This window comes from Sheuella amnicola (assembly GCF_010499255.1).
Classification (GTDB): Bacteria; Pseudomonadota; Gammaproteobacteria; order Burkholderiales; family Burkholderiaceae_B; genus Zwartia; species Zwartia amnicola.
In genome coordinates, this window is record NZ_JAAGRN010000008.1 from 65,520 (window position 1) to 92,403 (window position 26,884).

Sequence of the window (26,884 nt, forward strand, 5' to 3'; positions counted from 1 at the left end):
AGAGTCCTTTAAATAGTCGACGCAGACGAGGCGTCTGCTGATAGTGCGTTTACGGGTGCGGACGAGTCGACCGCTTTTACTTGTACTTTGGGCGCCGGCATCAAGCCCGAGGGCAAGGTGTCGATTCCGATCAGAACTGATTCCGGAGCATCCATAGTCTGCAATGCTTCGAGTTCGATCGCATCCTCGAGTTTGAATGGCCCAACCATCGTTCGGCGCAAAGCCGATAGATGGGCAAAACAACCAAGCATGCGTCCGATATCCTGCGCAAGCGTCCGAATATACGTACCCTTGGTGCAGTGAACATGAATTTCCGCCTGCATTGGCGTGAAAGATAACAATTCAATGTTACGAATCGTGATTTCTCGTGGTTCACGTTCTAAAACGATTCCCTGTCTGGCATATTCATACAGGGGCTTACCGTCACGCTTCAATGCCGACACCATGGGAGGAATCTGCATTTGCGTGCCTAAAAAACTATCCAATACTTCCTGCAGGCGATTGCGGGATACGCCTTCAAATCCAGCTGCCGCCTGATTCACCACGATTCCGGTCAAATCACCTGAATCGGTTTCCTGTCCGAATGCGATCGTGGCACGATAAGCCTTGTCGGCATTCAACATCGACCCCGATATTTTGGTCGCACGTCCCAAACAGCACACCAGCAAACCGGTCGCAAAAGGATCGAGCGTTCCGGTGTGTCCAGCTTTTTGGGCATCCAGCGCCCTTTTGGCGCGCTGTAAAGCGTGATTACTCGATAAACCTACTGGTTTATCAAGCAACAACACACCATCGAGCACGCGCCCGCGTCGCTTAGCCATCGTCAAATATCCAAGAAAAAGACGATAGCCCTCAGGGCTTGTCCAAAGGCTCGTCTGGGACACCCGTATACTGACCGGGCAAATTGGCCTGATCGATCAGGGCAGACATCTGAATGCCGCGCTTAAGCTGCGGGTCATGATAGAAATGAAGCGTCGGCACAGTGTGGATGTGCAACAACTTGAACAATAGAGAATGAAACCATCCCGCTTTTTCGTTCAATAACCGAGTGGCCTGTTCAGGCTCTGCGCCCAGCACCGTGAAGTAAACCTTGGCATGAGCGTAGTCGGCGCTAAGCTCAATGCCCGACAGCGTAATCAACCCGGCGCGACTCATATCGATTTCGCGCTGGATGATGATCGCCAGATCCTTCAGGATCTGGTCGGCCAATCTGAGATTACGGCCGGGGGCGGTTTTCTGTTTATGGCGACTCATGGATAAATTTAAAGCGAGCGGGCCACTTCCTTGATTTCGAAAATTTCGAGCTGATCGCCAACTTGCAGATCGTTGTTGTTGCGCAAAGTGATACCGCAGTCAAAACCGGACTTGACCTCTTTGACATCGTCCTTGAAACGACGCAACGAGTCGAGCCAGCCAGTCCATTGGACAACGTTGCCGCGCAACAAACGAACTTGCGAGTCGCGACGAACCAGACCCTCGGTGACCATACAACCGGCAACGGTACCGATACGGGAGATCGTGTAAACCTCGCGCACCTCGACCATGCCGATGACTTCCTCGCGTTTTTCAGGCGCCAACATGCCAGACATGGCCAACTTGACCTCGTCGACCGCGTCATAAATGATGTTGTAGTAGCGAATGTCGATACCGTTGGATTCAGCAAGTTTCTTCGAACTCGCATCGGCTCGAACGTTAAATCCGATAATCACTGCACCCGATGCAATCGCCAGGTTGACGTCGCTTTCGGAGATACCACCCACCGCTGCGTGCACAACTTGAACCCGAACTTCATCGGTGGACAATTTGAGCAGGGAATTGACCAAAGCTTCCTGAGAGCCTTGAACATCCGTTTTCACGATCAGCGACAAAGTTTGCGAACCTTCAACCGCGGTATCGAACATAGACTCGAGCTTGGCGGCCTGTTGTTTAGCCAACTTCACGTCACGGAACTTACCTTGGCGGAACAAGGCGATCTCACGAGCGCGTCGCTCGTCAGCCAATACCATCAATTCATCACCAGCCGAAGGCACCTCGGTCAGACCCTGTATTTCAACGGGGATGGAAGGGCCAGCGGTCTGAATCGGCTTGCCGTTCTCATCCAGCATGGCGCGCACACGGCCATAGCTCGCACCGGCCAGCACCACATCACCACGGTTTAGCGTACCACCCTGCACAAGAATGGTTGCAACGGGGCCACGACCCTTATCAAGACGCGCTTCGATCACCAGCCCCTTGGCAGGTGCATCAATCGGAGCGGTTAGTTCGAGCACTTCAGCCTGCAAAAGAACGTTTTCAAGCAGATCATCGATCCCCTGACCGGTCTTGGCCGATACCGGTACAAACGGCACATCGCCGCCGTACTCTTCAGGAACGACTTCTTCAACTACGAGTTCCTGCTTGACGCGATCGGGATTGGCATCAGGCTTATCGATTTTATTGATCGCGACAACCAAGGGCACACCAGCTGCTTTCGCATGGTGAATCGCCTCTTTCGTCTGGGGCATGACTCCGTCATCCGCAGCAACAACAAGAATCACAATGTCGGTTGCCTTGGCTCCGCGGGCACGCATGGCCGTGAATGCCTCGTGGCCGGGAGTGTCGAGGAAAGTCACCATGCCACGTTCGGTTTCAACATGATATGCACCGATGTGCTGGGTAATACCACCAGCTTCGCCGGATGCGACTTTTGCACGACGAATGTAGTCAAGCAGCGAGGTCTTGCCGTGATCGACGTGTCCCATTACGGTCACGACCGGCGCACGCGGCAACAGTTGGATATCCTCATGAGCTGCTTCCTCATCAAGGAAGGCCTCCGGATCATCCAGCTTGGCTGCAATTGCTTTATGGCCGAGTTCCTCGACCACGATCATTGCGGTTTCCTGATCAAGCACCTGGTTAATGGTCACCATTTGACCCAGTTTCATAAGATGCTTGATCACTTCCCCGGCCTTAACCGACATTTTGTGCGCCAAATCGGCGACGCTAATGGTTTCGGGAACGTGAATTTCTCGGGCAATAAATTCAACCACAGCCGGTTCGCGACGATCGGGGGTCTGAGCGGCAGCTGCGCCACGCGCACCTTTTTTACCACCCGCCTTACCCTTGCCGCCGGCGCGCCAGCCTTCTCGACCTGCGTTCGCTGCCAAAGCATCGCGTTTATCAGCAGGTTTTTTACGAGAAGAATCCTCGGACCATGTCGATGAAACTTCACCGGATTTAATGACCTTTTTGCCACCACTGTCCGAGGCGGCACCGTCTTTGTCTTTTTTAGACCCCTTGCCGCCGGCAGGTTTATGCAAGGTCCCTGACAGTGCTGCCGCATCAGGCTCAACGGCTTTCAACACTCTGCGCGGACGATTGAGCATATCGCGCAAAGCGGCCGCTTCGGCTTCCGAAGCCCGACGCGCCTGATCACGATCCTGATCGGATCCGCTACTTACTGTGGATGCGACAACAGGGGCGACGCGTCCACGCGCGGCTTTGAATGGTTGCTTGACGAACGGTGTGGGTGAAGGTGCGTTTTCAGCCTTGGCTTTAGTTTCTTCTTGAACGGGGGATTGTGCTTCAGCTTGATCTGCAGTAACAGCCTGAACGGGTTCGATATCAGCAGCCGGAGCTTGTACAGGCGCAGACTCAACAATCTGCGCAACATCCTGAGCGACAGGCGCCTCGACCTGAACAGTCTCGGTGGGTTGAGCCTCAGCAACAACAGGCTGCGTATCCTGGGCAGACTCTACAACAACTGCAGGCTCCTGCTCGGCGACTGCCGGCTCTTCAGCCACAACAGTCGGCTGAGGTGCTGATGCCTCAACGGTCTGAGCTGCATCGACTACAACGTCTGAAGGGGCCGGGCTGACGGACTGGGGCGTGACGGTCTGCACAACTTGCTGATCATCGGCCGGAGTTTCAACGGGAGCCTGAGCCTCATTGCCAACAGGCAATTCACCGATTTCGGGTGTATCACGTTTGACGAAGACACGCTTTTTACGCACTTCGACCTGAATGGTTCTGGAACGTCCTGAGCCATCTGCTTGACGAATCTCAGAGGTTTGACGGCGCGTTAGCGTAATTTTTTTACCTTCGGTCGCACCGTGCGAACGGCGCAACGACTCCAGCAACCTGGCTTTGTCGCTGTCCGTGACTTTGTCTTCCACCGACTTGAGTTCGACGCCGGCCGCGCGCAACTGTTCAAGCAGCACGTTGGCAGGCATTTTCAGCTCGATGGCGAACTGGGCGACTGTATTACTCGACATTAGGCTCTCTCTTACCTTTTTACTGCGTTACAACTTCCGGCAAATCAACAAATTCAATCCAGGCGACTTACTGGTCTTCGAACCAGTGCGCACGCGCCGCCATGATGAATTCACTGGCAGCAGCTTCGTCAATACCGACCATTTCAGCGAGCTCATCCGTTGCCAGCTCAGCCAAATCATCACGCGTATGCACGTTATTTTCGGCAAGTTTGGCGACCAAATCAGCCGTCATTCCCTCAAGACTCAACAAATCCTGCGCGGTTTCGACACGCTCTTCCTGAGCGATGGCTTCAGTCAACAGCGCATTACGGGCACGCGTACGCAACTCATTGATCGTGTCTTCGTCGAAGGCTTCGATCTCGAGTAGTTCTTGCATGGGGACGTAAGCGATTTCCTCAAGCCCCGTGAATCCTTCATCTATCAGGATGTCCGCCACTTCTTCGTCGACGTCCAGGCGGCTCATAAACATAGAACGCAATCCAGCACGCTCCTGCTCCTGACGACTCTGGCTTTCCTCGGGAGTCATGATATTGATTTGCCAACCCGTCAGCTCTGAAGCCAGACGCACGTTTTGCCCTTTCGAACCAATTGCCTTGGGCAGATTTTCATCATCAACCACAACATCCATCGCGTGACGATCTTCGTCCACGACGATCGATTCGACATTGGCCGGAGCCAGGGCGCCAATCACGAACTGGGCAGGGTCTTCGGACCACAAAACGATATCGACCTGTTCGCCACCCAACTCGTTACGCACTGCGGTGACACGCGAACCACGCATCCCAACACACGTTCCGATCGGATCGATGCGCTTGTCGTACGCCACCACGGCGATTTTGGCACGAACGCCGGGATCGCGCGCAGCACCTTTGATTTCGAGAAGACCCTGTTCGATTTCAGGCACTTCGTTTTCGAACAGTTGTTGAATGAATTCCGGAGCGGTGCGCGAAAGAATCACCTGCTGACCGCGTGCGGTACGATCGACCTTGAGCACCCAGGCGCGAACACGGTCGCCAATGCGAAGGTTCTCTTTCGGGATCATTTCGCTGCGCGGCAGGCGTGCTTCTATCTTGCCGGTTTCAACAATCGCATCGCCCTTGTCCATGCGCTTGATGGAACCAGACACAATTGCTTCGCCACGATCCAGGAAATCATTCAGCACCTGCTCGCGCTCGGCATCGCGAATACGCTGCAAAATGGCCTGTTTAGCCGCCTGCGCCCCGATGCGACCAAATTCGATTGGCTCAAGCGGCTCTTCAATGTACTCGCCAGCCTCGATATCGGCAACGATCTCGCGTGCATCGGAGAGCATTTCCTGCTTATCGGGCTCTTGTAAACCGGCCTCGTCAGGGACAACCAACCAACGGCGGAAACCTTCATGATCGCCATTGGCGCGATTAACGGAGACGCGAATATCCGCATCTTCCTTGAAGCGTTTTTTCATTGCGGATGCCAACGCACCCTCAAGTGCATCGAACACCACATCACGCGTGACGTTTTTTTCACGCGCCAAAGCGTCTACCAGAAGAAGAATTTCGCGACTCATCGCTTTTTGCCCTTGAAATCCAGAACGGGATCCAGCTTGGCGCGATCAACGTCCGCAAACGTGAAAGTCACCACCTGGGTTTCGCCCTTTTTTGCCTCAAACTCGACACCGAAGCATGGCGCTGCAGCATCAGAACCTGTGGTGCCGGCTTGCGGTGATACGCTGACCAGTACACCAGAAAACACCTTGCGATTTTCGACCGCATTGCGCAACTTGACCTCTACGTGTTCACCAACGAAGCGTTGAAAATCAGCTTCGGACTTCAGAGGACGATCCACACCCGGCGAACCAACCTCGAGTCGACGATAGTCGATGTTCTCAACCTCGAACACACGGGAGAGATGGCGCGACACTTGCTCGCAATCCTCAATCCGGACGCCCTCAGGTCGATCGATCGTGACACGCAATAGGCCGAGCGCACCCCATTCGACGTCGACAAGTTCAACGTCCATCGATGCAAGTGCTTGTTGCGCAAGAGTAAAAAGATCGGCCATACAAATTCGAAAAATAAAAATGGGCTGAAAGCCAGCCCATTCATACAACAGACAGACCAACTATCCGTCAAGCCGTAAATTCTAGCACAATTTGACAAAAATATCTTGTGTTGCCAATCATTTACGACATATTTTGGATCGGCAACCCAACTTTTTATCAGTTACCTGTTACCACGCGAGGATTTGGTGAAACCGAGCCTGGACTCATGCGCCGAGGCGCCACTGGGTTGCCAGTCATCGCCGCGTGCTGCGGCACGTGCTCGATCCGGGCGTCCCTGAGGAGATTTAGGCCGCGGTGCGCCCGGGCCGGACTTACCGGGCCCGCGACCTCCTGCCTTCGCCGGACGCGGACCATGGGACGGACCCACTGGACGCCCTGTGGCTGGGCGAGCGCCGGGTTGCCCATCGGCCGAGACCAGGCGACCTTGTCCTGTCCGTCCCTGACCCGGGCCTTTGCCCCGTTGGCCCTTCCCGCCTTTGCTCTGAGGGTGGCCATTTGCGTAACCGCCACCTACAGTCAACACGGCGGGAACGGACTCGGATGAATGGCCATACCCGGATGCCTGAGGAGTGCGACCCCCCTGAATTTTCCCTTTACGCCCCACGCGCGCACCATTCATTCCATTTCGATCAATGGTGCCGAATCCTGGCGGCAAAGCACTGTCATGCGAAACGGGCTGACGGGGACCGCGTGTACGCCCCCTGGGGCCATCTTCTTCGTCTCTTAACAATCCGGTTTGCACCAATAAAGCGTTGACGATTTTCGGGTCGAGCTCTTCCCACCGCCCGCGACGCAAGTTGGTCGGCAAAATGATGTCGCCGAAACGCGTACGGATCAATCGGCTGACCGTCAACCCAACCGCCTCGAACATGCGACGCACTTCGCGGTTACGCCCTTCATTCAGAGTTACCCGATACCAGCGATTGCTTCCCTCGCCCCCAAGAAACTCAATCGAACCGAAACTAGCAGGGCCATCATCAAGCACCACCCCGTCAAGCAAAGACTGACGCTGATCGGAACCCAGCTCACCCAGCACACGAACTGCATACTCGCGCTCGTTGCCATAGCGAGGGTGCAACATTCGATTTGACAGGTCTCCGGAAGTGGTCAAAATCAATAAACCTTCCGTATTCAAATCCAGACGTCCGATCGATAGCCATTTCCCGACTTTCAGTTTTGGCAAGCGCGAAAATACATTGGCACGACCGCCAGGATCGTCGTGACTGACGATCTCGCCGGCAGGCTTGTGATAGAGAATGACACGAGGAGGCTTGCGTGCATTGGTTCGCGTGATGGGCTTACCATTGACTCGCACGAGATCGTTTGCGCCGACGCGCTGTCCGATGTGAGCAGGTTCGCCATTGACCGACACACGTCCGGCAACGATGAGCTCCTCCATCTCGCGACGAGAACCAATGCCTGCATCGGCCAGCACTTTATGTAGCTTGGGCATCAGAACATCGCTATTCAAATACTTGTTTAGCCTTTGTTCGATGCGTTGTGCCCCGCTTAAATAAGACAAGGCCTGCTCGGCTTCTTTTTCAGCCTCAACCGGATCTCCAAGATCAAAAGCATCTTCGATATCATGGGCGCTGAAGTCCGCCTCTGTGGCTACATCATGTTCGGGTCGTGGTTTACGCGGGCCGCGCGAACCACGACCAACCCGAGACTCCGGCGAGCCATGCGCTGCACGTGGGGCGCGCGGAGCTCTGGGTGCGCGAGAAGGTCTAGATTCGCTTACTTGGTTATCCGTTTCACCGCCAACTGCTTCTGATGCAACTGAAGATCCTGCGACGACATCACCCTCAACCACGGCAGGCGCATCGCTTCGGCGACGCCTGAATGGTGTGCGCAATTTACGGCCGCGGGGCTTGCCGACAACCGTCTCGCCTGATGGTTGCTCATCGCGCTCGATGCCGGGCGCATCATGCAACACGGGGTTATTCGTATTGTCTTGTTCTGAATTGGAATTGGTCACTTGGACTCCGGTTTAAATTCGTGTTGTTCCACCGAGGATTCAGCCCCGGTTGTTTGATCTGTGTTTTCGACGCTGTCGTTTGTGTTTTCGAGGTTGTCGTTGATGTCTTCGACACTATCTGTAAAAGCCTCGACATTCATGTCCACCTGCGAGTCAATTGATTCAATGGCGATATCGTCGATCGAGGTGTCCTCGATAAAAGTTTCTTCAATATCAATCGATTCGTCTTTTTCCACCGCATTTTCTGAATCAATCTCGGCAGTTAAGTCGACCCTGGCTTCGGTCTTGGCTGTTGTTTCAGTTCCGGCTGATACTTCGGCCTCATTTGTCGTTTCGGCTTCGGTTGCTGCTTGCGCAGCTGCACCCTCTTCGGTTACTGCTCCCGGTTCCTCAATCAGACTGCCTTGGCCTGCCGCCGCGATTTCATCTGCGGTAAGTGGCGCACCATCGACCGTCAGTGCTTGTATGGCTTCGGTAATCTCAGCTTGTCCCAGCGCAGGCAATTCATCCAGCGCACGCAGCCCGAGATCATCCAGAAATTGTTTAGTGGTACCAAGCAAACTGGGCCTGCCTGGCCCATCGCGATGTCCGATGACTTCAATCCAGCCACGATCTTCCAAAGTCTTGACGATTTGAGATGAGACCGTCACGCCACGAATATCTTCGATATCGCCGCGGGTAACAGGCTGACGCCATGCGATGATTGCAAGTGTTTCCATCACTGCACGCGAATATTTAGGCACACGCTCGGGATTAAGTCGTTCGAGATATTTTTGCATCGCCTCGGTGCTTTGAAAGCGCCATCCGCTAGCCAACTCGACCAACTCCATGCCGCGCCCCACCCAGCTCAATTGCAGCGCCTGCAACATCTCTTGTATGCGGACGGAGGTGAGTTCATCATCTTCATCGAACAGTTTGCGCAACTCCGTCAACGACATAGGTGAAGCCGAGCACAACAACGCGGCTTCAAGCACTAGCGTAGCTTCTTGATCATTCATAAGCGGTTTTTACATCCTTCTTTCGCACCAGTAACTTGTACCGGATCGTTATATGCGCTATACTTCTTTTCATCAGACGCGGGGTGGAGCAGTCTGGCAGCTCGTCGGGCTCATAACCCGAAGGTCGTAGGTTCAAATCCTGCCCCCGCAACCAAATCCAACTGGTCGATCGCTTTAGCGCTCGGCCAGTTTTTATTTCCACTCCTGGCTTTCATACTCAAGATTTCCGATTCAACCTTGCTCGTTTCGAATTCGCGTCATCGCAAATGACACTGTGCCTGCGCACAATTCAAAATCCAGTATCGGAAATTGATTGCGCATACAACAGGCGAAGCAAACGCACGTGCCGCAAACGGGTAGAACAAAATTGAACACTGCGGTTGACACATCGGTTTCGTTTAACGCGTCAGGCCCCGGAAGTCAGTAAATATGGCCGACAAATCTAAAAAAACGAAACATCCTGGATCGCGCTTACCGGAACCTGCTTAAGGTCCTAGGTTTGAAATGAAATTGGCAATCCGGTTTTAACTCAACCTGCACTACGGCCAGTGTACCGTATTAGGAAGTTGGGATCAAGACTTGAGACGCTCGGTCCGATCCGAGAACCGCCAGATCGGCTCGAATCATTCGCAAAGACGCCTCAAGCTTGTTCAGGTCCGCTGTATTGGCGAGATCATTTTTAGCCAATATCAACCGGTCGGCATGAGCAATGGCGTCTTGATCCTGTTGATCCAGGCCGGAATTGATGGCTCGCACTGCGTCCAGAACGAAAAATGTGCCTCGATACACATATCGCTGACCTAGAAATGGTGCGTGGCGCAAAGTGAACTTAAGCTGCGATGGATCCAGTGCGGGAGTCTCAATAAAGACTCGATCGATTGGCGAGACTTTTTTAGCTAACGCTTTCAGAAACAGATCGCGCAACGTGTCTCCGAGTGCGCTGCGCATATCGCAACACAGGCAACCCGCTTCGGATATGAAATCGGTTGCGGGCAGATAAAGCACACGGTCATATTCGAATGCAGTCCTGTTTTCGCCCGTGGTTGCCAGTACAACCGTGCGGGCGAGTTCGGGCTTTTGCAACAACCTGTTCAAAAAAGTCGTTTTGCCGCTTCCCGGTGCGCCAGTGATGGCAACAACGGGAATTCGACCTAATTGCCGGGATGTTGCAAAGAACACTTCAGTCCAGTTTAGATGGCCACTGAAAGGCTGAAGGCTGTTTGTTCAGGAATCGTTGAACTGCATCCGTGTGCCATTGCGTCGTTCGCGCCACAGCCTGACCCGCCGCTTCGATATCCATCATGGTTTCAAGTGTGCTGTTCATCGACACATTGAAGGCGCGTTTCGTCATTGCCAAAGCCGCCGGAGCGGCATTGGCAAAACAACGCGCCATTTGTTGGGCACGCTCAAGGACACGACCTTCAGGTGTCACCTCCAACACAATACCCATGCGCTGCGCTTCGGCCGCATCAAAATCACGAGCCGAAAACGCGAGCTCTTTGGCCCGCTGTTGCCCGACTATGCGAGGTAATGTATAGAACACCGCACAATCAGGAACCAGCCCCAAGCGCATGAAAGAGAGGCAGAAACGACTTCGGGGGGTAGCCAAGACAATGTCCGCCGTCAATGCGAGGCTGAATCCCGCGCCGAAGGCAGGACCATCGACGGCCGCGATCACGGGGATTTCGAGGCGCAATATCGCTTCGATCCAGGACAGATAATCGTGACGCATTCTGTCGCGTCCTTCTTCGGGCGTCAGTGTCCCCTGCCCCATGACGCTGATATCGCCTCCAGCCGAAAACGAACCTCCCGCGCCGGTAATGATCAGCGCACGCAGGTCGCGACGCCGAGGAAGCGAAAAAACCACTTCCTTCAATTCTTCCCGCATCACCGCATCGATTGCGTTTTTGCGTTGGGGACGATTAAGCGTCAATGTGGCGACGCCATCCTCCACTTCAAAATTAATTGTTTCCAATTGAAAACCTCCAATCCACTCTTTGCGTTTTCGATATTTGCATCGTCACATCAGTCGGGCAATCTGAGTACGTTTTTCGAGATGATTTCCTTCTGGATTTCAGTGCTTCCGCCGTAGATCGTCGAAGGAATTGCGTTGAACATGATGGCAGGCACATCCAGCCCGGCCGGACCAAAATCCTTGGTGTAGCCCGTGCAACCATGCTCCTGGGCAGCCTCGACCAGTAATGTACAAATTCGCTGATATGTATCGGTTGCCCAGATCTTGAGCAATGACACACTGGGCGGCAACACTTCTCCACGCTTAACGATATCGGCAAAATGTGTGTAGGCTGCCACAAGGTCGGACACGTCAATAGCCAGCTCGGCGTATTGCGCAGCAAACAAGGGATCCGAGAACAATCCCTGATGCACCGCCAACGAATTGAGCTGGCTCAATGCGTAACGCGATTGCTTAGGACTACCCAGGAAAATACGTTCGAACCCAAGCAACGCTTTTGCGATGGTCCAGCCTTCGTTCATCTGCCCAACCAGGTTTTCCGCGGGGACGCGAACATTATCGAGAAACACTTCGCAAAACTCTTCGTGTCCACCGATATCTTTGATCTTGCGAATCGTGATGCCGGGCGTTTTAAGGTCAATCAGCAAAAAACTGATGCCGGACTGTTTCTTAGCCTCTTTGTCCGTGCGGACAAGGGTAAACATATGGGTTGCGTCCTGGGCCAGCGTGGTCCAGATCTTCTGGCCATTGACCACGAACTCGTTGCCATCCTGTATCGCCTCGGTTCGCAAGGATGCAAGATCTGATCCGGCTCCGGGTTCAGAGTAACCCTGACACCAAATATGTTCGCCGGCGATGATTTTCGGCAAGAACTTTTGTTGCTGCTCGGGTGTGCCGCGCTGAATCAGCAATGGGCCGATCATGACGATGCCCATATCAGGCGCGCGCGCCACGCCGTACTCTTCCTGCTCTTCCACATAGGCGATCATTTTCGCAGGAGGCAAGCCCATACCACCGAACTGCTTGGGCCACGCAGGCGCCACCCAACCCTGCTTGGACAAAGTCATGTACCAGTCTTTGATTTCATTCCAATGCAAGCGCCTTGGAACATTGCGCATATGTTCGGGATAATTTTTGGCATAGAAAGCGCGCAACATTTTGCGGAAGTCAGCCTCCGGCATGTTTTCCCAATCCGCATCGCGAGGGAAGTCATGAGCTGACGATTCATCACTGGCTTTCTGTTCAGGTGGCGCTTCTTTGAGATAACGGGCCCGATGCGCATCCACGTTGCCCAGCCAGGATGAGAGTTGCATGGCGCGCTTGTAATACAAGCCAATATCGCATTCATCCGTATAGCCCATTGCACCATGAAACTGGATCGCCATGCGCGTCACCATCAATGCCGCATGCGCGCAACGCGCTTTGACGCGACTCGATAATGTCGAAGCGGCGCCACCTTGCTCGAGCAGCCCAAGCACCTCGTTCAGGGACGCTGACGACAACTCGACCTGAACATAGGCATCTACCGTGCGATGCTTCAAAGCCTGAAAACTTCCAATGGCACGACCAAACTGTTTGCGCGTGTTCAGATATTCGATCGTTACAGCAAGGGCGCGACGCATCACGCCAAGCAATTCGGCCGACTGGATCACGCGCGTGAAATCATTCGCGTCTGCAACGGCGAGCAATGCGCCGTAGTCTTGCGCCAATACGTGCGTTGCCGCAACAGGCACTTGATTCAATGTGAGATCCGCCATCACCGACCCGTCCACGCAGCGCTGAGTGGTGACGCCCAGGCCTTGCGTGCCAGCGGGAACCCAGCAGAGCAACGGCTTGGCATTGTGTTTAGCCAACACGATCCAGCCATCTGCACCAGTGCCCGGCAAGACAAAGCGTTTGACGCCATTGAGAACCCAACCGTCTGCGGCGGCGGTAGCCGTTGTCGAAATGTCATCGGTTGTCATCTGTCCCAGCTTTTCCTGCCAGGCCAAGCCCGCGATTAATTCACCGGTTGCCAGCTGCTCGAGCAAAAGCGAACGCAACGCACCGCGTGGCGATCTGGACAATGCCGTTGCCGCCTGCACCGCGACCGCAAGATAGGGTTCGGGCAACAAGTGCTGTCCAACCTCTTCGGCGATCGCTGCCATTTCACGCAGCCCCAACCCCATGCCACCATCGTCCTCGGGGATCAATAGCGCGGGCCAGCCAGAGTTGGCGATTTCCTGCCAGGCCTGCCGGTCAAATCCGGTATCGCTTGAACGCAATGCACGCAATCGACTAATCGTGTTTGAACGACTCAGATAATCCCGTGCGCTATCTCGAAAAGCTTCGATGGCGTCATGACTCATAAAAATTCTCCCGTATTTTGATTAATTATGTGAAATTTTAAAAATGATTAATGCATAGCTAGCTGTTGATGCCTGATATGGTGCGGATCTGCTCATCCGACAAGCCAAGCGTCTGAAGTATTTCGTTCGTATTTGCGCCAATTCCAACAGGACCATGCGCAATCGTTGGAGGCGTCACACTGAACCGGGGCGCGGGTGATGGTTGCAACACGCCATCCACCTCGGAAAAAGTTTTGCGAGCCTGATTGTGCGGATGGCCAGCGGCTTCGCGCATGCCCATGATCGGCGCAAAGCATACATCCGTCCCTTCCATGATTTCGCACCATTGGGCACGTGTGCGCTGAGCGAAAATGTGCTCGAAACGTTTTCTCATGTCCGGCCAGGTATTCGGATCGCGCTGAGCTGACAGGTCCACATCAGCGATTCCGGACTTTTCGACCAGCAAGGCATAAAACTGGGGCTCGATAGAGCCGATCGCCACCCACTTGTCATCAGAGCAACGATACGTGCCGTAAAAATGGGCTCCGCCGTCAAGCATATTGCTCGCGCGCTGGTCCTTCCAGTCGCCTGAAGCCATGAAACCGTACATCATGCTCATCAACAATGCCGAGCCATCCGTCATGGCTGCATCAACGACTTGTCCGCGCCCACTTGAACGTGCCTGAATGATTCCGGACAATACACCGGCAACCAGCAGCATGGCGCCTCCGCCAAAATCCCCGACCAGATTCAAGGGAACCACTGGTTGATCCGCGGTGCCTATGGCATGCAACGCACCCGACAAAGCAATGTAGTTCAAATCATGGCCCGCAGCATGGGAAAGAGGGCCTGTTTGCCCCCAACCGGTCATCCTTCCGTACACAAGCTTGGGGTTTCGCGCATGACAGACTTGCGGACTCAATCCGAGCCTTTCCATCACGCCTGGGCGAAAGCCTTCAAGCAAAACATCCGCGCTCTCGATCAATTGAAGGACGGCCTGAACCGAGGCGGGCTGCTTCATGTCAAGGGAGATGGATTTTTTTCCACGCCTCAAAATTTCAGTTTTAGGGGCGGAGGATTGCTTTTCTCCCTTGGATACGGAGCGAACCGGGCGATCGATACAAATCACCTCGGCGCCCAGATCGGCAAGCATCATGGCGGCAAAAGGAGCTGGCCCCAAGCCGGCCATTTCGATCACTTTCACGCCTTTCAATGGTCCCGTCATCATGTCCCCTGTGTATCTATGGTGCGCCCTATTAGCTTCAAATCACTACAGGCGCAAGCAAAATTCAAACAAGTATTTTCCATCAGTTTAGCCATCCTTCGCAGGTCTCGCTCGGCGACCTATAAAACCCACCTCATTCACTGAGTGGAGTTCCATGCACCTTGTTATGATCGATCCGTATAAATGAGTCGAAATGGAGCCAAAAAGTGACAGAAGCAATGATTTTCGATGCGATTCGCACTCCACGGGGAAAGGGTCGCCAGGATGGCGCGCTATATGAAGTCAAGCCGGTTCAACTGTTGACGGGCCTGTTGCAGGCACTGGCCTCGCGTCACGATCTCGATACGAAGCAAGTTGATGACGTGGTGATTGGATGCGTACAACCCTGGGGTGATCAGGCAAGCTGCATCGGCAAGACCGCTACCCTGGCCGCGGGCTGGGACTGGCAGGTATCCGGTCTGCAACTGGATCGTTATTGCGGCTCGGGACTGGAAGCAATCAATCTTGCCGCGATGAAAATACGCTCGGGCTGGGAAGATTTGGTCGTTGCGGGCGGAGTTGAATCGATGTCCCGCGTTCCGATGGGAAGCATGCTCGGATCGAAAGATGCGCCAGCTGTGCTGCTCAAGATGCATTCGGTTCCGCAAGGGATCGGTGCAGACCTGATCGCCACGCTTGATGGTTTCACGCGTGAGCAGGCAGACGCTTTTGCCTTGCATTCACAACAAAAAGCGGCGCATGCCCGCGCCCAAGGCTACTTTGGCAAGTCGATCGTCCCGGTCAAAGACATCAATGGCATCACGATTCTGGCTGAGGACGAAACAATCAAACCCGATGTGACTCTCGAAAAACTTGCCAAGCTCAAACCCGCATTCCAAGTACCCGGCGAAGCAATGTATGACGCGATGGCGCAATTTGCTTATCCACAGGTCGATCGCATCAACCATATCCATACCGCAGGCAATTCCTCCGGCATCGTGGATGGCGCAGCACTTGTTCTGGTCGGATCCGAAGCGAAAGGCAGGTCGCTCGGATTAAAGCCTCGGGCTCGCGTGGTGTCGACTGCCGTCGTTGGTGCCGAACCGACCATCATGCTCGACGGACCAACCCCCGCAACCAAGAAAGCTCTCGCCAAAGCCGGATTGACGGTTAATGATATTGATCTGTTCGAAGTCAATGAAGCATTTGCGTCCGTGGTCATGCGCTTTATGCGCGAAATGAATGTTCCGGCCGAAAAAGTGAATGTCAACGGAGGCGCTATCGCGATGGGGCATCCGCTAGGGGCCAGCGGCGCCATGCTGCTAGGCACATTGCTTGATGAACTGGAGCGCCGCAATCTCAAACGAGGCCTTGTCACGCTGTGCGTTGCCGGCGGCATGGGTATCGCGACCATTATCGAGCGCGTTTAATCAACAACAGCAGATGACCACGAATACAGCCAATATGAATCCAATCAAATTCGAACAAGCCGCAGACGGCATCGTCACCCTTACCTTCGATGCGCCCGATCAATCGGCCAACACGATGAACGCGGCATTCAAGCAATCGTTCAGCGAAACGATTCATCGACTCGTCGCAGAAAAAGACAAGATCACAGGCGTGATTCTGACTTCGGCCAAGAAAACATTTTTCGCAGGCGGCAACCTCAAGGATCTGATCGCCGTCAAACCTGAAGAGGCCGAAACGTTCTATCAACGCTCCATCGTCACGAAAATGGAGCATCGTCTTCTTGAAACGCTGGGTAAGCCCGTTGTTGCAGCGATCAACGGAACAGCTCTGGGTGGTGGATGGGAGCTTTGCCTGATGAGTCACGCCCGCTTCGCCCTGAACGATGACAAGATCATGCTTGGTTTGCCCGAGGTCACTTTGGGATTGCTGCCGGGTGCCGGTGGCGTTGTGCGGATGACGCGCATGCTCGGCCTGAAAGCCGCCCTGCCCTACGTCATGGAAGGAAAGATTTTCAAGCCATCCGAAGGCCTGAAGTCGGGCTTATTGAACGGTACGGCAAAGGATGTCGATGAACTGATGTCGCTTGCACGCGCCTGGATTCACGCTAATCCTTCACCCGCGCAACCTTGGGATCGGGAAGGCTTTTCGATTCCGGGCGGCAAGCCGAACTCACCCGAGCTTCTGCCTTTCGTGCGTACCGCACCGGCGATTCTGCAGAAAAAAACGCGCGGCTGTCTGCCCGCGCCAGAGGCAATTCTTTCTTGCGCGATCGAAGGGCTGATGGTCGATATCGACACTGCTTTGCGTATCGAAGCCCGCTACATGACTAGCCTGGTAATCAACCCTGTGGCAAAGAACATGATCAACACGTTCTTTTTCCACATGAACGAAATCAAGTCCGGCAAAAGCCGTCCGGCCGGATTTACGACTGCGAAATTCACCCGCGTGGGCGTGCTCGGAGCCGGCTTGATGGGCGCAGGCATTGCTTATGCAAACGTGATGCGCGGCATTCCAACCGTTTTGAAGGATGTATCGATGGAGGCCGCCATGAAGGGACGCGCCTACACGGAAAAGTTGCTGGACAAGCGTGTCGAAAAAGGCCAGATGAGCGCCGAAAAACGCGCGTCCATTCTCGCGTTGATCACCCCGACCGATCGTGTCGACGACCTCAAGGGATGTGACTTGATCATTGAAGCTGTTTTCGAAAAACGCGACCTCAAGGCGCAAGTCACGCGCGAAGCCGAACCCTGCCTGGCCGCTCATGGGATCATGGCCTCGAACACATCCACATTGCCGATCACCGGATTAGCTACGGCATCGGCAAAACCGGAAAACTTTATCGGCCTGCACTTTTTCTCTCCCGTAGACAAAATGCCTCTTGTTGAAATCATAAAAGGAGAAAAAACCTCACCCGAAACGCTCGCTCGCGCCTATGACTATGTGATGCAGATCGGCAAAACCCCGATCGTAGTCAATGACAGCCGCGGATTCTTTACGTCCCGAGTGTTCCGCACCTTTAGGAATGAAGGCATCAGCATGCTCGCCGATGGCGCCAACCCCGCAATGATCGAAAACGCCTGTCTCCAGGTCGGCATGCCGGTTGGTTCGCTTGCCGTCGCTGACGAGGTGTCCATGGCCTTGTCGCTTTCCATCGTGCAACAGACAAAAATCGATCTGGCCTCCGAAGGTAAACAATACATACCCCATGCCGCCGATGCCGTCGTCGAGAAGATGGTCAACGAGTTCAAGCGTCCGGGTCGCGCCGCAGGGGGCGGCTTCTACGAATATCCTGCCGATGGTAAGAAATATCTCTGGCCCGATCTGGGTCGGCATTTTGGAGCAGGTAAAACTGCGATCCCCTACCAGGACATGAAAGACCGAATTCTATTCGTGCAAGCGATAGAAACCGTGCGCTGCCTGGAAGAAGGAGTACTGGAATCGGCCCGCGACGCCAATGTTGGATCCATACTCGGAATCGGGTTTCCGCGTTGGACGGGTGGCACCATACAATTCATCAATCAGTATGGTCTGCCGGAATTCGTCGCCCGTGCGCGTGAACTTGCGGCAAAATACGGTGCGCGGTTCGAACCGCCCACCCTTCTGATCCAAAAAGCCCAAAGTGGCCAACGTTTCGAGTGAGACAATAAAAATGATTCAAACAAAAGAGCAGCAAATCGTCGACGAGGCTATCACGTCCCGTCATTCCATGCGTGCGTTTTTGCCTACGCCCGTAGCGCGTGAAGATATTGAACGCATGCTGGAGGTCGCGGCCCGCGCACCATCGGGCTCGAACACCCAGCCCTGGAAAGTCTATGTGCTGACCGGCGCCATCAAAACCCGGTTGTCCGACGAAATCCTCAAGGTCTATTCTGACAAAGCAAAATTCGAATCCTTGACCGAAGAATATCGCTACTACCCCGATCAGTGGGCATCACCCTACATTGAGCGTCGTCGCAAAGTCGGTCTGGATTTGTACAAGCTTCTCGGGCTAGGCAAAGACGATAAAGCCGGCATGCAAGCGCAACACGGCCGAAACTATGTTTTTTTTGATGCGCCAGTCGGCTTGATATTTACGATGGATCGCACGATGAACACTGGCTCCTGGCTGGATTTCGGGTGTTTTCTGCAAAACTTCATGGTGGCGGCTCGCGGTCGCGGCTTAGACACCTGCGCCCAGGCCGCATTTAACCGGTTTCACCCTGTTATACGATCGGTCACAGGCATCCCCGAGAGCGAACTGGTCATTTGCGGCATGGCTTTGGGTTACGCCGATCACTCCCGCATCGAAAACAGCCTGATCAGTGAACGTGAACCAGTATCAGGTTTTACTCGATTTCTAGATTGATACACCACTACCAGGTTGCAAGGTTTTCAAACAATAAACGATCAACAATTCAGCAATCAAAATGCTGCGACGCAATATGCGTCGCAGCATTTTTTTAACATCTATGTAACTAAAAACCTCTATTTGTATTAATTTGTAACTTAAGGTGTAAACTGATCACCACTAACTGCTCCGTATGCCAAATACGGGATGTTTCCAACCACTGAACACAAGACATAACATGGAATTTTCACTCACTGATTTTTGGCTGCCTCTTTTAAAGATTATTGGCGTCAACATCGTACTCTCGGGCGATAACGCGGTTGTGATTGCGCTTGCCGCGCGTTCGCTACCGGCAGAACAGCAGAAAAAGGCGATTATGTGGGGCTCCGGTGCCGCCATTGTCATGCGAATCGTGCTGACCATATTTGCCGTTCAGTTGCTTGGCCTGCCTTATCTCAAGCTAATCGGTTCGGTTTTGCTGCTTTGGATCGGTATTCAATTGCTGCTACCCGAAGACGGTGAAGAAAACATCGAATCGAGCAGCAACCTGATGACCGCAATCAAAACCATTCTGCTTGCCGATTTGGTCATGAGCCTGGATAACGTGATTGCAGTTGCCGGGGCCGCAAACAATAACATGTTGCTGTTGATTATCGGTTTGGCCATCAGTATCCCCCTGGTGATTTTTGGCGCAACCATGCTGCTCAAGCTGATGGAACGGTTTCCAGTCATCATTACCATCGGTGCGGCCCTGTTGGGTTGGGTTGCCGGTGAAATGGCCGTGACGGATCCTGCTGTTAGCGCCTGGGTAGATGCGAACGGGCATTGGCTTCACTACGCCGGTCCCGCTGTCGGCGCAGCTCTCGTATTGCTAATCGGCAAAACTTGGGGATCCAGAAAGCTGGCTGCGCATTCAGCTGCCTGACATCCTGAATATTGACTGGTCAGCTTGGCCGGTCGATACAAAAAACGCCGTACAGATTAATCTGTACGGCGTTTTCTCTTTCGGAGCATTAAACGATTATTGCATCAGCGGTCTAAGCGTTAGTGTTTGCTTGTTAGCTGAGTTTAAAGGTTGTTTGCTCATTTTGACTTCTTGTTGCTCGTATAGCCGATCAACATAACTGCGGCAACGACAACAATCGTAAACGCCCAGGACCAATTCACTACAGGCGCAATCCAGTCACTCACCAAAGGCTCTTTCAAGATCATTCCTGCAGCGGTCCAGGCCAGAACAGCGGAGCCGATATAGATAATCTGAGGGTAGCGATCAACCAGCTTAAGCACCAGGCCACTACACCAGACAACGATTGGAATGCTGATTAACAGACCCAGTATGACCAACAGGAAACTGCCCTGCGCAGCGCCAGCAACACCAAGTACGTTATCAATTCCCATAACCGCGTCAGCGATCACAATCGTTTTCATCGCTCCCATCAGCGTGGTAGAGGCCTGGTGTGAGTCGGAATCCTCGTCGGAGTCGGACGAAATCAATAATTTGATCGATATCCAGATAAGCAACACCCCACCTACTAGTAACAGGCCGGGAATCTTGAGCAGCCAAACGATCCCCAATGTCATGATCGAACGAACTACGATTGCCCCGATGGTTCCCCAGACAATCGCCTTTTTCTGATCCGCCGGCGGCAGCCTTCTGGCCGCCATCGCGATGACTAGTGCGTTATCGCCTGCCAATACCAGGTCGATCAAAATGATCGCACCGAGAGCGGTCAGAAATTCTATTGAAAAGATGTCCATGCATTGCTCCTGCGCGCTCAAAAAAATGGAAAACCAGGCGGCATGGATTGGACGAGTAAGGGCGAGCGCAACAAAAGGCCCTTGCCGGCAATCAGCCGCCAAGGTCTTGCCTAAATAACGAATCTAAGATGTCGATATCCGATGTGCCCGGAGACGATCGCATACCGATCTGTCACGTATTGACGAACACATCATCAGTCAAGCTGGTTGACCGACTGGCTACTCCCCTTGAAAAACGCTTGCGATGAAGCATTTCAGGTACGGGGCAAAGTCTAAAATCTCAAAAATCAAAAGTCAAACAAATCAGAGGATCTTTCACAATTTGTTACAAACTTTTATCAAATCGAGACTCCCATTGCTCAATGTCTTCCAACCCTAGGGCGGCGTTATATTGCGCCGAAGAAAACATGCTGGTTTGAGCAAAATTCTCTATATTTCCATGCGTATTTAAATGATTTAAAGCTTGTGTCATGGCGTATCCAAATACGCCGCGCGCCAAGGCAGGATAAATAGCCAGATCGATTCCGGCTTGCTTGAGCTCAGCCGCGCGCAATTGCCTGACTGCACCTCCGGTATCCATGTTAATGACCATCGGCACTTGAACATTGTCTTTGAGATAGCGAATTTGCCGCAAAATATCCGGATTATTCTTGAGCTCGACAAACACGACATCCGCGCCTTCGGCTGCAAAGGCCCGAGTTCGACGAACAGCTTCATCAATACCAAAAGCCCCTACACAATCCGTTCGCGCGATCAGCACAAAATCCGAATCGCTACGGGCTGCGCTGGCTGCGGCAATCTTACCCACGGCTGAGCTGAAATCCAGCACTGTGCGATCACCCGGCAGCTGGGCGCAACGTTTTGGCGATACCTGATCCTCGATGTGAATAGCCGCCACGCCGGCAGCTTCGAACTCGGCGATCGTGCGACGCACATTCACAACGTTGCCATACCCTGTGTCGGCGTCGCAGACCAGAGGGATATCGATACATGAAGCCACGCGCCGGGCATGATCGGCAATCATCGTCAAATCAACGAGACCTACATCCGGGCGCCCCAATAATGCAGCCGACACCCCATTGCCGGTCATGTAACAAGCTTCAAAACCCGCATCTTGTACTAGCCTTGCGCCATATCCGTCATAAATTCCCGGTGCCTGAAGGGCATAAGGGGCATTGAGCAATGCACGCAGTCGTTTGCGCTTAAGCGAAGGAGTCATATTCATCAGGCAAAATTCCAATCGGGATATTTTTGAAGGAATGGGATCAGCCCTCCCATAGACAAAATGGCCAAGATTTCTTGTGGCAAAGGTTCAACTTTTGTATGCAGGACACCATCGACCTTCAATGAACCACTTACGAAATCGACATCAATCATCTGAGCGGCCCGCACATGACGCGTGTCGCACTCAAATACTGGCAAGCCATTATTGATCGCGTTTCGAAAAAACTGACGACCAAAAGAGTTGGCGACAATTGCCCGGATATTCATCGTACGCATGACATGCACAGCCTGTTCGCGCGAGGAATTAATGCCGAAATGATCGCCAGCGACCAGGATTGCACCGCCTTGCGCGGCAACATCACCAGCCAACGCCGAGTCCAGTTGCTCAAAAGCATGGGCAGCCACGTAAGCGACATCCTTGCCGGGCATATATTTATTCGAACAATGGATATCCGTATTGACGTCATCACCCAACACGAAGGCCTTGCCGGAAAAAATCAATGCGTTTTGAATTTTCATGCCACCGACCTCCAGGTTCCACCCTCGACCGTTCTCGGATCGGTAATAAAGCCAGTCAATGCGGATGCAGCAACGGTGGCGGCCGAACCTAGCCAGATATCCGCATTCTTGTTGTTCAGACGGCCTTTGAAGTTACGATTTGCTGTGGAAATCACTGTGTCGCCATCACCGGGCACAAGATGATTGGTGATACCGACACAAGTACCGCAACCTGCGGCCTCGAATGACGCGCCGGCCGCGATGAGTGTTTCGATCAGACCTTCGCGCAATGCAGCCAGATAAATCTGCCTGGAAGCCGGGGTCACAATCATGCGGACACCAGGGGCAAGTTTGCGCCCCTTCAAAACGGCTGCCGCCTGCCGAATATCGTCCAGTCGTCCATTCGTACACGTCCCGATCAGGGCAAACCGGATCGCCTGACGCTCGATTTCAGTCACGGCAACGATATCATCCACCTCATGTTTACGCGCGACCTGAGGTGCGAGCGACGATGCGTCCACAACAAAGCGTTGCGCATATTGCGCATCCCCATCTGCGAAGGTGGGCAAGGGCTCCCGGGCGCCGTGTGCTTTGAGCCACGCAAAGGTTTTTTCATCCGGCTCGAGAATGGCTGCTTTGGCTCCAAGTTCGGCGGCATGATTGCAAAGCGTCATACGGTCATCGATATCCATCGCCGAAACAGCACTTCCGACATACTCGATCGCACGATAGTTCAACCCCTCGGCGCCGAATCTGCCTAACATCGATAGCGTAATGTCTTTGGCCCATACGCCTGGAGCAAGACGTCCCTGCAACTCGATTCGAACGGTTTCGGGCACTTTGAACCAAAGTTTTTTGCTCATCATGACTGCTGAGACATCAGTACCCTCAACCCCGGTTCCGAAGGCATTGAACGCTCCGTAGGTCACGCTGTGCGTGTCCGTGCCTACAACCAGATCACCACAAGTCAGGTGCCCGCCTTCCGGCAGGACCTGATGGCAAATTCCATCCCCGAGGTCATACAGATTGGTCTTGCGCTCTTGTGCAAAGCGGCGCATTTCGCTGTGGATTTCAGCCGCCTCCAGAGTCGGGGGCGGAGAATAATGGTCCAGAACCAACGATGTCTTGTCGGCGAACCGCAAAGGCTTATCGCCAAATTTGTCGATCATTTTGATCGTGTTGATGGCTCGCGTATCAGTTACCATCGCATAATCGATTTCGGCAACTACGACCTCTCCGGCTTTAACGCATGTTTTGCCAGCATGCCGGGCAAGGATTTTTTCAACAATCGTTAAGCCCATCAGTTCCTCACAACTTTAAATCTTTCACCACTTTGCCCCAGGTGCCATATTCTTGCCTGACAAAATCGGCAAAGGCCTGCGGAGTCGTGGGATCAGGTTCCATGCCACTATTGAGCAATCGCTCTTTGGTGGCGGGATCATTTAATGCGGTGACAATGACCTTATTCAGCTTATCGATGATTTCCCTCGGAGTATGGGCGGGTGCGATAAATCCGTACCAGTTGGTTGCCTGATAGCCCGGATACCCGAGTTCGGCAATAGTCGGAACATCGGGCAACGCTTGAGCGCGTTGCGCTCCTGTCACAGCCAGTGCGCGAAGTCGTCCGGACTTCACCAATGGAACCGCCGTTGGGGCGCTGGCAAACACTGCCTCGATGTTGCCTGCCAGAAGATCCGTCATCACCGGGCCACCACCCTTGTAATTAATGTGTTCCGTGTTCATGCCGGTCTTCATTCTGAAGAGCTCTCCCGACAGGTGGCCGGCACTTCCTATGCCGGCAGAGCCATAAAAGAGCGGTTTATCCTTGCTTTGACCCGCCTTAACGAAATCAGACAGACTCTTAATCGGATTATCGGAACGCACAACCAGCACATTGCTAAACGCAACACCGCCGGAAATCATTTCGAAATCCTTGAGTGTGTTGTAGCTGGTACCGCCTTGCACATGCGGATTGACCGCCAAGGAGCCGATATTGGCCAGTCCGATCGTGTAGCCATCCGGAGTAGCGCGCGCGATGATTTCGCATGCAATGTTCCCTCCTGCTCCGGCACGGTTTTCAACGACGACCGACTGTCCGAGCAGCTCGGACATCTTCATTGCAATCGTGCGTGCCGATGAATCGGTTCCCCCACCTGGCGCAAAACCGACGACCAATTTGATCGTCTTGGTCGGAAATCTAGTCGAAGATTCATTCTGCGCTAGGGCAGGATTGAGTCCGACACCAAAAAGGACCACTGCCAAAAGTGTTTTTAATTTCGAAATATGAATATTCAATTTGTCCCCTCTTCTTGATCGAAGCTCCGAATCGGGTCGGAGAAATATCCTTGCTCGGAATCTTGTCGTGCCTAAATCTGTGGTGAGAAGGACGAATCTATTCTATAAACCTCCAGATGCCTAGATATTTCCGATTAAAGGATTCACCTACCGATGCGCAGCAAACTCTTCGTTCCGGGCTCCAGACCCGAACTATTCGATAAAGCATTGAACAGTCAGGCCGATGGCCTTTCGTTCGATCTGGAAGATGCGGTCGCCGCGGCCAAAAAGGATGAAGCTCGCGAGACGCTTAAAACATGGCTGCAATCTTGCGCGGCGCGCAACAGCCAAAAAGTCATCATTGTTCGGGTCAATGCCATGGATACACCTTATTTCGAGCGGGATATCGCCGAAATCGTTCAGCCCGGGCTCGACATGATCAATCTGCCCAAGCCGGATAGCGCGCAAGCTGTTTTGGAGGCTATTGAATTGATCGAACAAGCCGAAAAAAGAAACCAGGTTAATCGCGACGGATCGTCCGCCGTCCAATTGTTGCTTAACATTGAGACGCCAAAAGCGTTGAGGATCGCCTATGAACTGGCGAGTGCCCATCCCCGCGTTTCTGGACTACAGCTTGGGCTTGCCGATTTATTTGAACCTGCCTCGATTTCACGAAACGAAACATTCGCGGTCCATTATGCAATGATGCAAGTCAAAATGGCTGCAACTGAAGCCGGAATTGCTGCATTTGATGGAGCATTTGCAAATATCAAGGATACCGAGGGCTTCAGGGCGGAAGCCGCTTTTGCGGCCAGATTGGGATTCACCGGCAAAAGCTGCATCCATCCGACCCAAATTACCATGGCTAATGAGGCTTTCCGCCCCGACGATGCGTCGATCGCGCACGCGCTCAAAGTGATCCAAGCCGCCGAAAAAGCCGACGCAGAAGGTTTAGGCGCTTATGTAGTCGATGGCAAAATGATTGACCCACCCTTTGTCCAAAGCGCATTGAAACTGGTTGCGCAAGCACGTCAAATGGGCTTGATCGAATAACCATATCCGGATGCATCAATATGCTTATCAAACTCATTCCAGCCCTGATAGCGTCTGTCGCCGTACATGCAACTTGCCTGGCTCAAGCCGGTTCAAGCTATCCAAGTAAACCTATCACCTTATTGGTCGGAAGTGCTCCGGGAGGCTCGAACGACACGTTTGCTCGCGCGATTGCCAAGCCTTTGCAACAAGCCCTGGGCCAAGTCGTTGTCGTTGAGAACAAGCCCGCGGCCGGTGGCATTCTGGCCAATAGCTTATTGGCCAAAGCGCCTGCGGATGGCTATACGCTCGCTGTGGTGTCCTCGACATTCACGACAGGCGCTGCAATCCGGACGAATTTGCCATATGACGCCGGAAAAAGCTTTGCGCCCGTGATCATGATGGCCTCTGGCCCTTTGCTGGTGACCGTCGGCAAACAAACGGCGATTAAAACAATCCCCGATCTGGTGAGTTACGCAAAACAACACCCTGGCAAACTGAACTATGGCACTTCGGGGGTGGGAAGCATCAATCAATTTGCAACCGAGTTGCTCAGCGATGCTGCCGGTATTAAGTTGACTCATGTCCCTTATAAAGGGATGAACCCGGCCGTGACTGATTTAATTGGTGGTCAAATCGACCTGCTGATCGCAAGCGCACCCTCCCTACTTTCACAAGTCAAGGGGGATAAAATTCGCGCCATCGCAGTGACGACCGCAGAACGATCACCTGTCACCCCGAATCTGCCCGGATTAAAAGAATCCGGATATAAAAAAGGCTCGGTGGATTTGTGGTGGGGCGTTCTGGCGCCCGCAGGCACTCCAGATCCTATTCTGGATCGGCTACACGATTCGATCGACCGCATTTTGCAGTCGGACGACATGAAGGCATTTTTCCTAAAAGAAGGCGCCTTGCCTGTGCTGAAATCGCGGGCTGATTTCGGCAAACATCTGGCAGATGAAATCAAGCGATGGAAAGTCATCGCCGCAACCGCTGACATTCAACCCGAATAGACGTCGACATAC

22 protein-coding genes and 1 tRNA gene are annotated in these 26,884 nt (G+C 53.4%); 7 read left to right on the forward strand and 16 right to left on the reverse strand.

The window, feature by feature from the left end:
• Nucleotides 1-8: 8 nt before the first annotated feature.
• The 7 genes from truB to scpB all read right to left on the reverse strand — a co-directional run bounded on the left by truB (nucleotide 9) and on the right by scpB (nucleotide 9,270).
• Complete coding sequence (gene truB, locus G3I67_RS11980) at nucleotides 9-821, reverse strand: tRNA pseudouridine(55) synthase TruB (protein ID WP_163655662.1); 813 nt, start codon at nucleotides 819-821, stop codon at nucleotides 9-11.
• A gap of 31 nt (nucleotides 822-852) precedes the next feature.
• A complete protein-coding gene (gene rbfA, locus G3I67_RS11985; RefSeq protein WP_163655664.1) occupies nucleotides 853-1,254 on the reverse strand; it encodes a 30S ribosome-binding factor RbfA in 402 nt (133 codons plus the stop codon).
• A gap of 8 nt (nucleotides 1,255-1,262) precedes the next feature.
• A complete protein-coding gene (infB, locus tag G3I67_RS11990; protein WP_163655666.1) occupies nucleotides 1,263-4,253 on the reverse strand; it encodes a translation initiation factor IF-2 in 2,991 nt (996 codons plus the stop codon).
• 67 nt (nucleotides 4,254-4,320) lie between these two features.
• Nucleotides 4,321-5,799, reverse strand: coding sequence for a transcription termination factor NusA (gene nusA, locus G3I67_RS11995; protein WP_163655668.1), 1,479 nt, complete (start codon nucleotides 5,797-5,799; stop codon nucleotides 4,321-4,323).
• Nucleotides 5,796-6,293, reverse strand: coding sequence for a ribosome maturation factor RimP (rimP, locus tag G3I67_RS12000; RefSeq protein ID WP_163655670.1), 498 nt, complete (start codon nucleotides 6,291-6,293; stop codon nucleotides 5,796-5,798). Before rimP ends, nusA begins: the two co-directional genes overlap by 4 nt.
• Nucleotides 6,294-6,454: 161 nt before the next feature.
• A complete protein-coding gene (locus tag G3I67_RS12005) occupies nucleotides 6,455-8,272 on the reverse strand; it encodes a pseudouridine synthase (protein WP_311197107.1) in 1,818 nt (605 codons plus the stop codon).
• Nucleotides 8,269-9,270: an SMC-Scp complex subunit ScpB gene (scpB, locus tag G3I67_RS12010; RefSeq protein ID WP_163655672.1), complete on the reverse strand. Its 1,002-nt coding sequence runs from the start codon at nucleotides 9,268-9,270 to the stop codon at nucleotides 8,269-8,271. Before scpB ends, G3I67_RS12005 begins: the two co-directional genes overlap by 4 nt.
• A gap of 77 nt (nucleotides 9,271-9,347) precedes the next feature.
• On the opposite strand from scpB, the gene G3I67_RS12015 reads away from it, so the two are divergent.
• Nucleotides 9,348-9,424 (forward strand) — tRNA-Met (locus G3I67_RS12015).
• Between the two features lie 404 nt (nucleotides 9,425-9,828).
• Here the strand turns inward: G3I67_RS12015 and G3I67_RS12020 are convergent.
• From G3I67_RS12020 to G3I67_RS12035, 4 genes are read right to left on the reverse strand one after another with little or no spacing between them, the layout of a single operon-like run.
• Nucleotides 9,829-10,449 carry a GTP-binding protein gene (locus G3I67_RS12020; protein ID WP_163655674.1) on the reverse strand — a complete coding sequence of 207 codons (621 nt, stop codon included), beginning with the start codon at nucleotides 10,447-10,449 and terminating at the stop codon, nucleotides 9,829-9,831.
• Nucleotide 10,450: 1 nt separating this feature from the next.
• Nucleotides 10,451-11,245, reverse strand: coding sequence for an enoyl-CoA hydratase/isomerase family protein (locus G3I67_RS12025; RefSeq protein ID WP_163655676.1), 795 nt, complete (start codon nucleotides 11,243-11,245; stop codon nucleotides 10,451-10,453).
• Between the two features lie 50 nt (nucleotides 11,246-11,295).
• Nucleotides 11,296-13,593 carry an acyl-CoA dehydrogenase family protein gene (locus tag G3I67_RS12030; protein ID WP_163655677.1) on the reverse strand — a complete coding sequence of 766 codons (2,298 nt, stop codon included), beginning with the start codon at nucleotides 13,591-13,593 and terminating at the stop codon, nucleotides 11,296-11,298.
• A 58-nt stretch (nucleotides 13,594-13,651) separates the two neighbouring features.
• On the reverse strand, nucleotides 13,652-14,797 hold the full coding sequence (locus tag G3I67_RS12035; protein ID WP_311197110.1) for a CaiB/BaiF CoA transferase family protein: 1,146 nt from the start codon (nucleotides 14,795-14,797) through the stop codon (nucleotides 13,652-13,654).
• Between the two features lie 206 nt (nucleotides 14,798-15,003).
• Here G3I67_RS12035 and G3I67_RS12040 point away from each other — a divergent pair, with 206 nt between their 5' ends.
• From G3I67_RS12040 to G3I67_RS12055, 4 genes are all read left to right on the forward strand, one after another.
• Nucleotides 15,004-16,206, forward strand: a complete 1,203-nt coding sequence (locus tag G3I67_RS12040; protein ID WP_163655681.1) for an acetyl-CoA C-acetyltransferase — start codon at nucleotides 15,004-15,006, stop codon at nucleotides 16,204-16,206.
• A complete protein-coding gene (locus tag G3I67_RS12045; RefSeq protein WP_311197108.1) occupies nucleotides 16,115-18,385 on the forward strand; it encodes a 3-hydroxyacyl-CoA dehydrogenase NAD-binding domain-containing protein in 2,271 nt (756 codons plus the stop codon). The genes G3I67_RS12040 and G3I67_RS12045 overlap by 92 nt, the downstream gene beginning before the upstream one ends.
• A gap of 10 nt (nucleotides 18,386-18,395) precedes the next feature.
• Nucleotides 18,396-19,091 (forward strand): nitroreductase, encoded by a 696-nt coding sequence (locus G3I67_RS12050; RefSeq protein ID WP_163655683.1) that lies wholly within the window; start codon nucleotides 18,396-18,398, stop codon nucleotides 19,089-19,091.
• A gap of 220 nt (nucleotides 19,092-19,311) precedes the next feature.
• Nucleotides 19,312-19,998 (forward strand): TerC family protein, encoded by a 687-nt coding sequence (locus G3I67_RS12055; RefSeq protein ID WP_163655685.1) that lies wholly within the window; start codon nucleotides 19,312-19,314, stop codon nucleotides 19,996-19,998.
• A 158-nt stretch (nucleotides 19,999-20,156) separates the two neighbouring features.
• On the opposite strand, the gene G3I67_RS12060 is transcribed toward G3I67_RS12055, so the two are convergent.
• From G3I67_RS12060 to G3I67_RS12080, 5 genes are all read right to left on the reverse strand, one after another.
• Nucleotides 20,157-20,831, reverse strand: a complete 675-nt coding sequence (locus G3I67_RS12060; protein ID WP_163655687.1) for a TerC family protein — start codon at nucleotides 20,829-20,831, stop codon at nucleotides 20,157-20,159.
• A 325-nt stretch (nucleotides 20,832-21,156) separates the two neighbouring features.
• Nucleotides 21,157-22,056 carry an isocitrate lyase/PEP mutase family protein gene (locus G3I67_RS12065; RefSeq protein ID WP_163655689.1) on the reverse strand — a complete coding sequence of 300 codons (900 nt, stop codon included), beginning with the start codon at nucleotides 22,054-22,056 and terminating at the stop codon, nucleotides 21,157-21,159.
• Nucleotides 22,056-22,574, reverse strand: coding sequence for a LeuD/DmdB family oxidoreductase small subunit (locus G3I67_RS12070; protein WP_163655691.1), 519 nt, complete (start codon nucleotides 22,572-22,574; stop codon nucleotides 22,056-22,058). Before G3I67_RS12070 ends, G3I67_RS12065 begins: the two co-directional genes overlap by 1 nt.
• Nucleotides 22,571-23,854 (reverse strand): 3-isopropylmalate dehydratase large subunit, encoded by a 1,284-nt coding sequence (locus G3I67_RS12075; RefSeq protein WP_163655693.1) that lies wholly within the window; start codon nucleotides 23,852-23,854, stop codon nucleotides 22,571-22,573. Before G3I67_RS12075 ends, G3I67_RS12070 begins: the two co-directional genes overlap by 4 nt.
• Before the next feature lie 7 nt (nucleotides 23,855-23,861).
• Entirely contained in the window at nucleotides 23,862-24,848 is a 987-nt protein-coding gene (locus G3I67_RS12080; RefSeq protein ID WP_163655695.1) for a Bug family tripartite tricarboxylate transporter substrate binding protein, read from the reverse strand.
• A gap of 153 nt (nucleotides 24,849-25,001) precedes the next feature.
• Between G3I67_RS12080 and G3I67_RS12085 the strand changes: the two genes are divergently transcribed.
• Nucleotides 25,002-25,880, forward strand: a complete 879-nt coding sequence (locus tag G3I67_RS12085; protein WP_163655697.1) for an HpcH/HpaI aldolase/citrate lyase family protein — start codon at nucleotides 25,002-25,004, stop codon at nucleotides 25,878-25,880.
• A gap of 20 nt (nucleotides 25,881-25,900) precedes the next feature.
• Nucleotides 25,901-26,872 (forward strand): tripartite tricarboxylate transporter substrate binding protein, encoded by a 972-nt coding sequence (locus G3I67_RS12090; RefSeq protein ID WP_163655699.1) that lies wholly within the window; start codon nucleotides 25,901-25,903, stop codon nucleotides 26,870-26,872.
• Nucleotides 26,873-26,884: the final 12 nt, after the last annotated feature.

Bases quoted from the DNA above. Each gene is read 5' to 3' on its own strand.
- truB (WP_163655662.1), bottom strand. From the start codon at position 821: ATGGCTAAGCGACGCGGGCGCGTGCTCGATGGTGTGTTGTTGCTTGAT.
- rbfA (WP_163655664.1), bottom strand. From the start codon at position 1,254: ATGAGTCGCCATAAACAGAAAACCGCCCCCGGCCGTAATCTCAGATTG.
- infB (WP_163655666.1), bottom strand. From the start codon at position 4,253: ATGTCGAGTAATACAGTCGCCCAGTTCGCCATCGAGCTGAAAATGCCT.
- nusA (WP_163655668.1), bottom strand. From the start codon at position 5,799: ATGAGTCGCGAAATTCTTCTTCTGGTAGACGCTTTGGCGCGTGAAAAA.
- rimP (WP_163655670.1), bottom strand. From the start codon at position 6,293: ATGGCCGATCTTTTTACTCTTGCGCAACAAGCACTTGCATCGATGGAC.
- scpB (WP_163655672.1), bottom strand. From the start codon at position 9,270: ATGAATGATCAAGAAGCTACGCTAGTGCTTGAAGCCGCGTTGTTGTGC.
- G3I67_RS12030 (WP_163655677.1), bottom strand. From the start codon at position 13,593: ATGAGTCATGACGCCATCGAAGCTTTTCGAGATAGCGCACGGGATTAT.
- G3I67_RS12035 (WP_311197110.1), bottom strand. From the start codon at position 14,797: ATGACGGGACCATTGAAAGGCGTGAAAGTGATCGAAATGGCCGGCTTG.
- G3I67_RS12045 (WP_311197108.1), top strand. From the start codon at position 16,115: ATGAACTGGAGCGCCGCAATCTCAAACGAGGCCTTGTCACGCTGTGCG.
- G3I67_RS12050 (WP_163655683.1), top strand. From the start codon at position 18,396: ATGATTCAAACAAAAGAGCAGCAAATCGTCGACGAGGCTATCACGTCC.
- G3I67_RS12055 (WP_163655685.1), top strand. From the start codon at position 19,312: ATGGAATTTTCACTCACTGATTTTTGGCTGCCTCTTTTAAAGATTATT.
- G3I67_RS12060 (WP_163655687.1), bottom strand. From the start codon at position 20,831: ATGGACATCTTTTCAATAGAATTTCTGACCGCTCTCGGTGCGATCATT.
- G3I67_RS12065 (WP_163655689.1), bottom strand. From the start codon at position 22,056: ATGAATATGACTCCTTCGCTTAAGCGCAAACGACTGCGTGCATTGCTC.
- G3I67_RS12070 (WP_163655691.1), bottom strand. From the start codon at position 22,574: ATGAAAATTCAAAACGCATTGATTTTTTCCGGCAAGGCCTTCGTGTTG.
- G3I67_RS12075 (WP_163655693.1), bottom strand. From the start codon at position 23,854: ATGGGCTTAACGATTGTTGAAAAAATCCTTGCCCGGCATGCTGGCAAA.
- G3I67_RS12085 (WP_163655697.1), top strand. From the start codon at position 25,002: ATGCGCAGCAAACTCTTCGTTCCGGGCTCCAGACCCGAACTATTCGAT.
- G3I67_RS12090 (WP_163655699.1), top strand. From the start codon at position 25,901: ATGCTTATCAAACTCATTCCAGCCCTGATAGCGTCTGTCGCCGTACAT.